The organism is Arthrobacter sp. UKPF54-2, assembly GCF_007858535.1.
Taxonomy (GTDB): domain Bacteria; phylum Actinomycetota; class Actinomycetes; order Actinomycetales; family Micrococcaceae; genus Arthrobacter.
The window spans coordinates 2319732-2331555 of record NZ_CP040174.1 but is presented as its reverse complement, the minus strand read 5'-3'; the positions used below and the strand labels follow the sequence as shown (position 1 = coordinate 2331555).

5 protein-coding genes are annotated in these 11824 nt (G+C 70.2%); 2 read left to right on the top strand and 3 right to left on the bottom strand.

The features are described 5' to 3' along the window. Window positions 1–128: 128 nt before the first annotated feature. Window positions 129–4277, top strand: coding sequence for an FtsK/SpoIIIE domain-containing protein (locus E7Y32_RS10725; protein ID WP_261382413.1), 4149 nt, complete (start codon window positions 129–131; stop codon window positions 4275–4277). Between the two features lie 59 nt (window positions 4278–4336). Here the strand turns inward: E7Y32_RS10725 and E7Y32_RS10720 are convergent, their stop codons facing one another. Then, window positions 4337–4816 (bottom strand): hypothetical protein, encoded by a 480-nt coding sequence (locus tag E7Y32_RS10720; RefSeq protein ID WP_395940418.1) that lies wholly within the window; start codon window positions 4814–4816, stop codon window positions 4337–4339. Between the two features lie 239 nt (window positions 4817–5055). On the opposite strand from E7Y32_RS10720, the gene E7Y32_RS10715 reads away from it, so the two are divergent. Next, window positions 5056–5304 (top strand): WhiB family transcriptional regulator, encoded by a 249-nt coding sequence (locus tag E7Y32_RS10715; protein WP_003804966.1) that lies wholly within the window; start codon window positions 5056–5058, stop codon window positions 5302–5304. 98 nt (window positions 5305–5402) lie between these two features. Here the strand turns inward: E7Y32_RS10715 and E7Y32_RS10710 are convergent, their stop codons facing one another. Both E7Y32_RS10710 and E7Y32_RS10705 read right to left on the bottom strand, forming a co-directional pair. Continuing rightward, window positions 5403–6872, bottom strand: a complete 1470-nt coding sequence (locus E7Y32_RS10710; RefSeq protein ID WP_146337098.1) for a sensor histidine kinase — start codon at window positions 6870–6872, stop codon at window positions 5403–5405. Window positions 6873–6907: 35 nt separating this feature from the next. Then, entirely contained in the window at window positions 6908–11773 is a 4866-nt protein-coding gene (locus tag E7Y32_RS10705; protein WP_146337097.1) for an NAD-glutamate dehydrogenase, read from the bottom strand. Window positions 11774–11824 lie beyond the last annotated feature (51 nt).

The following is an 11824-nucleotide window of genomic DNA, read 5'->3' as shown; positions in this document are numbered from 1 at the left end:
GAATCGGGGGCCGTCTCAGCACGCTGGGCAGGGCCGCCGAAGTTGTCCACATGGAGGGATTCCCGCAGGCCGGGGCCGGCTTGCGCGGCCTACGGTTGACTGCATCGCCCGCGAGAAAGGATCCGGCGATGCTGCTGCACTGCACCCTGGTCGGGCAGCCGGGCTCGGCCGTGGCGGAGCCGGTGGAGCTGTCCGTCGCGGCTCCCTCCGGCTGTCCCGGTGCCGTCCTCCAGGACGCGATGTCCGAAAGGTTCGGCACGGACCGGCTGAGCGTGGCGGGACGCCCACTGGCTTCCCTCACGGCCGGCACCGCCCCGCTGGTGAACGGGGCCGTGCTCGTTGACGGCTGCCTGGCCGGACCGCCCCGCAGCCGGTCCCGGGGCCAGCCGGGTGCGCCGCTGCTGCTCGCCGTCCTGAGCGGGCCAGGCGCCGGGACCGTACTGCCGCTGCGCCGCGGCCGCTACCGGATCGGCCGGAGCGGAACGGAAGTGGCGATCCCGGACGCCGACCTGTCCCGGGATCACGCGCGGCTGGACGTCACGGACGCGGGGATCACCGTGACTGACCTGGGCAGCGCCAACGGGACCCGGATCGGCGGCCGGAAGGTGCACTCCGCACCGGTGTCCACCGACAGTGTCATCGGCTGCGGGAACTCGACGCTGGCCGTCCTCTTCCGCGGCGCCGGGCCCGGGTTGCCGGGGCCCTCCGGGCCGGGGTTGGCGGGCGGGGGTCCGGGCGCGCCAGGACTCGCGGGCGCCGGCGAGGACACCACGGAGCCGCTGAGCGTTCCGGCCCCCGGCTTCGTCGGACCGCGGGCGCTCCTGCTGCTGGCGGCCCTCGTGCCCCTCGCGGCGGGAGTCGCCCTTGCCATTGCCACCGGGATGTGGATGTTCCTGGCGTTCACCGCCGTCTCGGCCGTTCCGGTCCTGCTGCCGGTTGTGGCCGGCCGACGGCAACGCCGCGAGCTGGAGGCCGACGTGGCTGCCGCAGTCGTCCGGGACAGTGATCGACGACGGCGGGCCGCGCCGTCGGCAGCCGAACTGGTGCTCGGCGCGGCCGGCGTGGGTCTGGCGGGGGCCGAAGCCGGAGCGGGCGGATCCGCTGGCGCCGAGACCGGTCCGGTGTGGCTCCGGCTCGGGCTGGCCGGGCTGAGCGCGAACATCCGGCTTGAACCGGCCCGGCCCGGTTTCCGCGCCCCGCCGGCCGCTTCCCTGCCGCTGGTCCTGGACCCCTCGGCGCCCGCCCGCCTGTCCGGGCCGGCTCCGGCTGTCGCCGGGCTGGTCCGTTACATCCTTATGCAGCTCGGCGGCTATCCCCGCGCCTTCCGCACCCGGGTCCACGTTCATGGCCCGGCCCCGTCGCTCCCGCTCGCCGCCCGCTTCCTGCCGCGGGTTTCACTCTCCTCCAGTGCGGAGGTCACCGCCGCGCGGGTCGCGGCCGGTCCCGGGCCGGGCTGCGAGCGGGGCGTGCTGATCCTGCTGCCCAGGGCCGCACCCGGGGCTCCGGACGCGGACGCGGTGGCGGCCGAGGCGCAGCGGCTGGGCTGGCAGGTGATTGTTTGTTCCGAGGCCGCCGACGATCCCCGCCCGGGCCAGGCTGTCGCCCTTGGCGGGGGCAGCGGCCGCCTCACGCGTGGGAGTAACCAGACCGAGTTTGTGCCCGACCTGGTGCCGGAGCGGGTCTTTGACCGTTTCTGCCGGCACCTCGGGGGTGTGCCCAGCACGGCGCCGGAGCCGTCCTCCGTGCCGTTGTCCTGTTCGCTGGAGGAGATCCTGGGGCTGTCCGAGGCCCAGGTGGCGCGCCGCTGGGCTGCGGACCGCAATCCTCCAGGCCGGTCTCCTGGGTTGCCCGTCCCGGTCGGCCGCGGAGCGCCGGGGACCCTGCAGATCGACCTGCTGGCAGACGGGCCGCATCTGCTGGTGGCGGGAACAACCGGGGCAGGCAAGTCGGAGTTCCTGCGCACCCTCGTGGCATCGCTCGCCGCGTGCTACCCGCCGGACCGGATCAACCTGCTGTTTGTGGACTTCAAGGGCGGCTCCGGCCTGCAGCCCTTGACCGGGCTGCCGCACTGTGTCGGGCTCCTCACCGACCTGGACGGCTACGAGGTGGACCGGACACTGGCCTCGCTTCGGGCCGAGGTCCGCCGCCGCGAGGAACTGCTGGCAGCAGCCGGCGTCCCCGACCTTTCGTCCTACCCCGCGCCCGCCCCTGGGTTCCCGGCGCTCCCCCGCCTGGTCCTGGTCATCGACGAATTCCGGATGCTGGTGGAGGACGCCCCGGCGGCGCTGGCGGAACTGATGCGCATCGCGGTGATCGGCCGCTCCCTCGGCATCCACCTGGTCATGGCGACCCAGCGGCCGCAGGGGGCGCTGACCGCGGATATCCGGGCCAATGTCACCAGTTGCGTTGTGTTGCGGGTCCAGTCCGAACTCGAATCAGCGGACATCATCAAGTCCGGGCTTGCCGCCGCCATCCCGATCGGGCGTCCGGGCCGCGCCTACCTGGTCCGCGGCGGCGGCCCGGCTGAGGAGTTCCAGACAGCCACGCTCGGCCCGCCATCGTCCTCGCCGTCGGGCGGCACCGTGGCCGCGCACCCGGCTGAGGCGCTGCTCGACGTGATGCCGGAGGCGTTGACATTGCCCGGGCAGCCGCCGGCCGGTCCTTCGGAGCCGCCCGGCCCAGGGGCGGCGCCGTCGGACGGGGCGAAGAATTTCGCTGCACAGTTGGCGACGTTGTGGCGGGTCCAGGGCGGCACCCCGGCGCACAGGCCCGTTGCGGAGCCGCTTCCACCGGCCCCGGCGCTCCCCCGCCCCGCTGCACGCTCCCATGCAGGCCCGGACACCGGCGCCGGAAAGAGTACCGGCCGCGCGGTGCTGCTGGGCCTGGTGGACCTGCCGGAACAGCAAGAGGTCCGCCGATTCAGCTGGAGCCCGGACCTCCACGGCCACCTTGCCCTGGTAGGGGGCACGCAGGGCGGGGTGCACGGCGGGAGCGCCGAAGTTCTGCTGATGGCCCTGGAGCAGTTGCTGTTTTCCGAGGCCGAATCGCATCTCTACCTGCTCGACGGCGACGGTGCCCTCGCCGGCGCGGCCGGCTCCCCCCGGGTGGGCGCCTGGGCCGGCCCGCAGGAGCCCCGACGGGCGGCCCGGGTGCTGTCACGCGTCGCGCAGGACATGACCGCGCGGCTTACTGCGCGCGACCGGAAGTCTCCCCCGCTGGTGCTGGTGCTGCACAACTGGGGGTCGTGGGTTTCAACGTTCCGCTCCGGTCCGCTGGCGTGGGCCGAGGACGTGGCGGCGGACCTCGTCCGGGACGGTCCCAAGGCAGACATCACCGTGATCCTTTCCGGCGAGCGCGAGCTGGTGACCGCACGGTTCTTCGCGGCGATCCCCAACCGGATCTACTTTCCGTCCGGTTCGACGGAGGAGGGCAGGCTGGCCTGGCCGCGGCTTCCGCGGCTGCCCGCCGCCCCCGGCCGCGTGGTCGTCTCCGGGGAATTCGTCGACGACGGCGGACGGCCCGGCAGCCCCGCCGGGGAGGTGCCCCGGGCGGCCCAGCTGTACCGGCAGCCCGCGGACAAGCCGGGCGCTGCGCAGCCCCTCAGCGGCAGGCAGGAGCGCAACGTGCGGAGCAGGCCGTTCCGCGTGGAGGCGCTTCCGGCCGTGGTGACCGTGGACGAAGTCCTGTCCCGGCTGGGTCCAGCCCCGGCCCCGAACGCGGGGGCGCGGCTCTGGATCGGGGTGGGCGGCGACGAGCTGCAGCCCGCAGGCGTGCCGGTCCCGCCCGGCAGCGTGGTCGCCGTCCTCGGCGGCCCCGGGTCGGGCAAGAGCTCCCTGCTGCACGCCCTGCCACAGCTGAACCCGTCCCGGATCTGGCTGCAGCCCGCGGCCGAAGCCGGGCGGGAGGGCTACTGGCCCGGCGTCCAGGCCCTGGCCGACGCCGGCGGGCTCGACCGGGCCGCCATCATCCTCGCCGATGACGCGGACCTGGGCGGCCCGGAGATGAATGCCGTGCTGCTCGAGCTCAACGGCCGGGGCTGGACGGTGGTCTTCACGGCCGGATTCGGCCCGGCTCCGCAGCAGCGTGTACCGCTGGCGTTCCAGGCCCGGAGCCACGGCAGCGGGATCCTGCTCTGCCCCCGGAGCCCGATGGACGGGGACCTCTTCGGAGTCCGCTTCGAACCGGAGCTCCACCCGCCAGCCGGGCGCGGTGTGGTGATCACGGGAGGACGGGCCGCTGCCGTGCAATTGGCGGTAAATCCGCGGCAGCCGCCGTGACCAGCCGCCTGGAACCGCCGCCATGCAGTCCCCGTGCAGGCGTCCGGGCGCTGGCCTGCCTACAGGGCCGGTGGCGCCCCGCCTGCCCTGGACGCGAAAGCGATGACGCGCTTGTCGAACAGAAGCACGATCGCGACGGCGGCCGGCAGCAGCATCGCCAGACCTGCGAGGGGGTAGCCTCCGGTCAGGGTGGGAAAGCCGATGGTGAGCATAAACAGCTGGGCCACGAGGGCTCCGGCGCGCGGCCAGCGGTACCCGCGGAACAGGAAATGGCCCACGGCGAACAGCCAGGCCGAAAAAGCAAGGAGCAGGCCCAGGGTAAAGACCGCACCCCAAAAGGACAGCACGGGCGCCCCGGTCAGCAGCTGGAATCCGTACCAGCCGGCGGCCACCAGCAGCGCTGTGGCCTCCAGGGCGGCGACGACCGCGATGACGGTGATTCCGGCGGGCCTGGCCACCGGGCCGGGCACGGGTCCGCCGGCCTGGTTCTCGGCCTGGTTCTCGGCGGGATCGGCGGGGTTCTCAGGGGGTCTTGACACACTGGCACACTACCGGACATAGTCGAACAGAAGTGGGGGCTCCGCCAGTCAATGTGATGCATCGCTCACGATTTGGCGGCATTTGTACCGCAAATACCCCTTGTTTACACAGCGTTAACATGACACGCTTAATCCAGATGACCGAGGGGGCCCACAGGGCCCTTTTCTTATGAGGCCTCAAGTGAATAATTTCACAAGGGGCATTTAACGAATTCCCAGGAATGGAGTTACTGATCAGCATGGATTGGCGTAACCGCGCAGCGTGCCTTGACAAGGACCCGGAGCTGTTCTTCCCCGTCGGAAACACCGGCCCTGCCCTCCTGCAGATCGAGGAAGCCAAGAGCGTCTGCCGGCGCTGCCCCGTGGTGGACACCTGTCTCCAGTGGGCCCTCGAGTCCGGCCAGGACGCCGGCGTCTGGGGCGGCATGAGCGAGGACGAACGCCGTGCCCTGAAGCGGCGCGCGGCCCGCGCCCGCCGCGCCTCCTGATTTTTCGCCGGTCGACCGGCGCGCGATGGCCCCGGACCCAGCGGTCCGGGGCCATCGTGCGTTAAGCGCGGCCGTGGGCGCGGTTGCTCCGTCCGGCCCTAGCGCGGGGCGAGGCTCAGGACCACCTGCACTGCGGTGCCGCCGCCGTCCCGGGGTTTCCACTGGATGCTTCCGCCGAGTTCGCTGGTGACGAGGGTCCGCACGATCTGCAGTCCCAGGCCTTCCGTGTAGGACCCGGCCGGGAGTCCGACGCCGTCGTCCGCGACGGTGACGGTCAGCAGTTCGTCCCCGTCCTCGCTTTCGGAACGGTCGGCGAGCAGCCAGACGGTTCCGGCCCTGCCTTCGAGCCCGTGTTCGACGGCGTTCGTCACGAGTTCGTTGATCACCAGGGCCAGCGGTGTGGCGAAGTCGCTCGGGAGTTCCCCGAACAGCCCGGACCGCTGGGTCTTCACCTGCTGCGAGGGCGAGGCGACCTCGGCGGACAGGCGGAACTGGCGTCCGATGAGTTCGTCGAAGTCGACGCTCTGGGTCAGGCCCTGCGAAAGGGTTTCGTGGACCAGGGCAATGGTGGCGACCCTGCGCATGGCCTGTTCGAGCCCCTGCTTGGCCTCGTCGCTGACCATCCGGCGGGACTGCATGCGCAACAGCGCGGCGACGGTCTGCAGGTTGTTCTTGACCCGGTGGTGGATCTCGCGGATGGTGGCGTCCTTGGTGACAAGTTCCATCTCGCGGCGGCGAAGTTCCGAGACGTCGCGGCACAGCACAAGCGCCCCGAAGCGCTGTTGTTCGTCGCGCAGCGGGATCGCCCGCAGGGACAGGCTCACCCCGCGGGACTCGATCTCGCTGCGCCAGGGCATCCGGCCGGTGACTACGAGCGGCAGGGTCTCGTCCACCATCCGCCGGTCCCGCAGCAGTCCGGCGGTGACCTCGGCCAGTGACCGGCCCTCAAGGGACTCGCCGTCGCCGAGCCGGCGGAACGCGGATACACCGTTGGGGCTCGCGTATTGCACGATGCCTTCGGCGTCGAGCCGGATCAGGCCGTCCCCGACGCGCGGCGCGCCGCGGCGCGATCCGGTGGGCGAGGCGAAGTCCGGCCAGAGGCCGAGCGTGCCCATCCGCAGCAGGTCGTAGGCGCACTGCCGGTAGGTCAGTTCCAGCCGGGACGGCATCCGGGAGCTGGAGAGGTCCATGTGCGAGGTCACGATCGCCAGGGTCCGGCCGTTGCGCACCATCGGCACGGCCTCGACCCGCATGGCCGTGTCGCTGCTCCAGTTGGTTTCGTTGGAGCGTTCGATCGTGCGGCTCTCCCACGCCTTGTCGACGAGGCGCTTCAGGTCCGAGCGGATCCCCTCGCCCACGAAGTCGGCGTGGAACACCGTGTGCGTGGTGGAGGGGCGGACGTGCGCCAGTGCCACATAGCCGAGTTCCGGGTGCGGGAACCACAGGGCGAGGTCGGCAAACGCGAGGTCGGCGACCATCTGCCAGTCCCCCACGAGCAGATGCAGCCACTCGGCATCCCCCGGCCCGAAATCAGCATGCTCCCTGATAGGGTCCGTAAAGATTGCCACAGCACCTCCATTTGCGACGCGGGGGCCGGCAGGCCCTAGCGTCGGACGATTGACCTCAAGAGCCTCAATGCTACCGAGAGTGAGGCCATGTCATCGGCCTCGAGCGCGTTCACCTCGTCGAACATGCTCTTGGCACGCCCCAGCTGCTCCACATTCTGGCTCTCCCAGACCACCAGGCGGTCCTCCGCCGGCAGGTCCGACGGCGTTGCCTCCAGCACCGCCGTCGTCATGTCCGAGACGGTGGAGTACAGGTCATCGCGCAGGGCCGCGCGGGCGAGGGCCTGCCAGCGGTCCTTCCTCGGCAGCTTGGTGATGCGCTCGAGCAGCGAATCGGCGTGGAAGCGGTTGAAGACCGTGTAGTAGACGTGCGCTATGTTTTCCACCGGCTCGGGGCTGACGTGCACGATCTTGGCGATGTCCAGGAGCACGAAGCTCTCGAACAGCTCCGCCCAGCGGTGTGCCAGGTCCTCGGGCAGTTCCCAGCTCCGGGCCTTTTCCAGCCACTGCGCCACCCGCTCGCGGTCATCGCCGCGCAGGTAGTCCAGCAGCCGCGCCCGCATCGGGTCCATCAGCGGCTTGAATTCGGCCACGATCTCGGCGATCGGGCGCGCGGCGTTGCCCTGGCTGAGGATCCACCGCACGGCACGGTCCAGGAGCCGGCGGATGTCCAGGTGGACCGTGCTCCAGTGCTCGGTCGGGAACGACGCCGGCAGCTCGTTGAGCTCGGCGACCATGATGTCGAGTTCGTACACCTCGCGGAGAGCCACAAACGCCTTGGCAACGGCGGCCTCGGTGGCCGAGGTCTCCTCCATGGCCCGGAACGCGAACGTGATCCCGCCCATGTTGATCATGTCGTTCGCAACGACGGTCGCGATAATCTCCCGGCGCAGCGGGTGGCTGTCCAGTTCGGCGTCGAAGCGCTCCCGCAGCTGCTTCGGGAAGTAGGCGCGGAGGGTCTCGCGGAACCACGGGTCCTCCGCGAGATTGCTGTCGCGCAGCGCCGAAGCCAGTTCGATCTTGGCGTAGGCGGCCAGCACGGAAAGCTCCGGGGAGGTCAGCCCCTGGCCCTGTTCGAGCCGCTCACGCAGCGTCTCGGTGGTGGGCAGGGCCTCGAGTTCGCGCTTGAGGTCGGCGGATTTCTCCAGCCAGTCCATCAGCCGCTCGTAGCTGGGGCTCCATTCGGAAACCCGCATCCGGTCGTTGAGCAGCAGGATGTTCTGGTCGATGTTGTCCTCGAGCACCAGGCGTCCGACTTCCTCGGTCATCGAGGAGAGGAAGCCCGCCCGTTCGGCCGGATCGAGTTTGCCGGCGGCCACCATGCGGTCCACGAAGATCTTGATGTTGACCTCGTGGTCGGAGCAGTCCACGCCGGCGGAGTTGTCGATGGCGTCGGTGTTGAGGATGACGCCCTGCAGCGCGGCCTCGATGCGCCCGCGCTGGGTCATGCCGAGGTTTCCGCCCTCGCCGACCACCTTCACCCGCAGTTCGCGGCCGTCGACGCGGATGGCGTCGTTGGCCTTGTCGCCCACCTCGGCGTTGGTCTCGGTGGAGGCCTTGACGTAGGTGCCGATGCCGCCGTTGTAGAGCAGGTCGGCCGGGGCGAGCAGGATCGCGCGGAGCAGCTCCGGCGGGCTGAGCTGGGTGGTGCCGTCCGGCAGCCCGAGCGCGGCCCGGACTTGCGTGGACACCGGGATGGACTTGGCCTGGCGGGCGAACACGCCGCCGCCCTCGCTGATCAGCGACTTGTCGTAGTCGTCCCAGGAGGAGCGGGGCAGGTCGAAGAGCCGCTGCCGCTCCGTGAAGGACGCGGCCTCGTCCGGGTTCGGATCGAGGAAGATGTGGCGGTGGTCGAAGGCCGCGAGCAGCCGGATGTGCTTGGAGAGCAGCATGCCGTTGCCGAAGACGTCCCCGGACATGTCGCCGACGCCGACGACGGTGAACGGCTCCGCCTGCGTGTCCAGGTCCAGCTCGCTGAAGTGGCGTTTGACCGATTCCCACGCGCCGCGGGCGGTGATGCCCATGGCCTTGTGGTCATAGCCCACGGAGCCGCCGGAGGCGAACGCATCCCCGAGCCAGAAGCCGTATTCGGCGGCGAGGCCGTTGGCGATGTCGGAGAACGAGGCCGTCCCCTTGTCTGCCGCGACGACGAGGTAGGAATCGTCGTCGTCGTGCCGGACGACGTCGGCGGGCGGCACCAGGGTCTCGCCCTCCGGGGTGGTGACGAGGTTGTCGGTGATGTCCAGCAGGCCGCGGATGAACGTCTTGTAGCTCTCCACGCCCTCGGCCATCCAGGCGCCGCGGTCCGCCGCGGGGTCCGGGAGCTGTTTGGCGTAGAAGCCGCCCTTGGCGCCGGTGGGCACGATCACGGCGTTCTTGACCGTCTGCGCCTTGACCAGGCCGAGGATTTCGGTGCGGAAGTCCTCGCGCCGGTCGGACCAGCGCAGGCCGCCGCGGGCCACCTTACCGAAGCGCAGGTGCACGCCCTCGACCCGGGGCGAGTAGACCCAGATCTCGAACATCGGCCGCGGGAAGGGCAGGCCGTCAATGCCGGAGGGGTCCAGCTTGAAGCTGACGTGCGTCTTGTTCTGGTAAAAGTTGGTCCGGAGCGTGGCCTGGATGAGGTTCTTGAAGGTGCGCAGCACCCGGTCGGCGTCAAGCGTGGCGACCTGCTCGATGGCGGTGTCCAGGCTGGCGCGGACGCTGTTCTGGCGGTCCTCGCGTTCGCCGGCCGGCAGTGCGGGGTCGAAGCGGGCAGCGAAGAGGGCGGTCAGCCCGCGGGTCACATCCGGATTGGCCAGCAGGGTGTCCGCCATGAATTCGAAGGAGTTGGTGTTGCCCATCTGGCGCATGTACTTGGCGTAGGCGCGCAGCACCACCACCTGGCGCCAGGCCATGCCTTCACGCAGCACCAGCCGGTCGAAGCTGTCCGATTCCACCGCGCCGGAGACGGCTGCGCCGAAGGATTCGCCGAGCAGGGCGCCGGTGCCCAGCGGGTCCACGCCGGCGGGGTACTTCAGGCCAAGGTCGTAGAGGAAGAAGTCGCGGTGGCCGGCCGTCTCGATCTCGAACGGGCGTTCGTCCAGGACCTCGAGGCCCAGGTTGTGGAAGTACGGCAGGATCTGGCTCAGGCTCTTGGGCTCGAGCATGTACAGCTTGACGCGGGCGTCCTCCTCGAGGGTGGCGCCGGCGCCGTCGGGCAGGTAGACGTGCACACCGGGCCGTTCCTCGCTGGTCCCGCCGGCGCGCTCGGCGGCGGCACCGTACTTCTCAAAGCGGGCGATGTCCTCAAGGGCGTCCTCGACTTCGTAGTCCACCCGGTAGCTGGCCGGGAAGGCCTCGGCCCACTCGGCCGCGAGTTCCTTGGCGCCGTTCTCGCCGTCAGCGCCGGCACGCGCGCGGAGCACCTCGGCGATGCCTTCGCTCCAGGAGCGGGCGGCCCGGACCAGGCGCTTCTCCAGTTCCTCGCTGTTGACGTTGCTGACGTCGGCGTCCTTGGGCAGCCTGATCCGGAAGAAGAGCCGGGCGAGGGCGGATTCCGTCATCCGCGCCTCGTAGTCGATCGAGACGGCGTCAAAGGTCTCCCGCAGTTCCTGCTCGATCCGCAGCCGTACGTTGGTGGTGTAGCGGTCACGGGGCAGGTAGACGAGGGCGGACATAAAGCGGCCGTAAATGTCCGGGCGAAGGAACAGCCGGGTCCGGCGGCGTTCCTGCAGCCGCTGGATGCCGGTGGCAATGGCGGCCAGATCGGGGATCTCGATCTGGAACAGCTCGTCGCGCGGGTAGGTTTCGAGGATACCCAGCAGGTCCTTGCCCGAGTGCGAGTCCGGCGGGAAACCGGCGTCGCGCAGCACGGCGTCGACCTTCTCGCGCACCACCGGGATCTCCCGGACCGAGGCCGCGTAGGCCGTCGTGGCGAACAGTCCGATGAACCGCCGTTCGCCGTTGACGTTGCCGGCGGCATCGAAGCTCTTGACGCCGATGTAATCCAGGTAGGCCGAGCGGTGCACGGTGGAGCGGGAGTTGGCCTTGGTGATCACCAGGGCGCTCTTCTCGCGCGCCTTCTTGCGGCCCGTCTCGGTCAGGTGCTGGATCTGGTGGCGGGCGTCGCCGCTGTCGCGCAGCAGGCCGAGGCCGCTGTCTTCCCGGAGTTCCAGCACGTCCTCGCCGGATTCGTTCTTCAGGTCGTATTCGCGGTAGCCGAGGAACGTGAAGTTTCCGTCGTCCAGCCAGCGGAGCAGTTCCTGCGCCTGGCGGATTTCCGCGATCGGGGCGGCGTTGGCCACGTGGTCGAGATCATCGGAAATCTCGTGGGCCTTGTGGCGCATCTTCGGCCAGTCCTCGACGGCGGCGCGGACGTCGCCGAGCACCCGGGTGAGGCCCTCGATGAGCTGCTGGCGCTTGGCGTCGTCCACCCGGTCGATTTCGACCGCGATCCACGATTCCATGTGCGAGGCGTTGTCGCCCTCGGCGATCAGGTGCGAGAGGTTCGGCATCGCGGCCGTGTCGCCGCTGGAGATGCCCAGGTGCGAGGGGACTCGTGCGACCTTGACCAGGGCGCCGCTGGCGCGGTTGCGGGTGACGACAAACAAGGGGTGGATCACGAGGTGGATCGGGGACTTCTGCCGGACGAGTTCGGCGTTGACGGAGTCCACCAGGAACGGCATGTCGTCGGTGACGATGTAGACGACGCTGGACTCTGCCTCGTCGGCGATCGCAATGTTCGCCACGCCGGGCTGCCGGGTGGCGGCCGTCGCCAGGTGCGCCTGCGACCGCGCGGTCAGGACGTCCTCCCCGTAGGCGCGGGCGTCCTCCTCGGCGAGATGTTCGTAGTAGTCCGCGAAGTACCCAACACCTGCACCGATCGAAACGGGCTGATCCTCCACGCTGGACCCAGACGACATCGACAAACGCCTCCATCAAAAAGTTCTTGGCCGCACCCTTGCGGCCCTCAT

Excerpts from the sequence above, each read along its gene's own strand:
- E7Y32_RS10705 (WP_146337097.1), bottom strand. The coding sequence starts at position 11,773 with ATGTCGTCTGGGTCCAGCGTGGAGGATCAGCCCGTTTCGATCGGTGCA.
- E7Y32_RS10715 (WP_003804966.1), top strand. The coding sequence starts at position 5,056 with ATGGATTGGCGTAACCGCGCAGCGTGCCTTGACAAGGACCCGGAGCTG.
- E7Y32_RS10725 (WP_261382413.1), top strand. The coding sequence starts at position 129 with ATGCTGCTGCACTGCACCCTGGTCGGGCAGCCGGGCTCGGCCGTGGCG.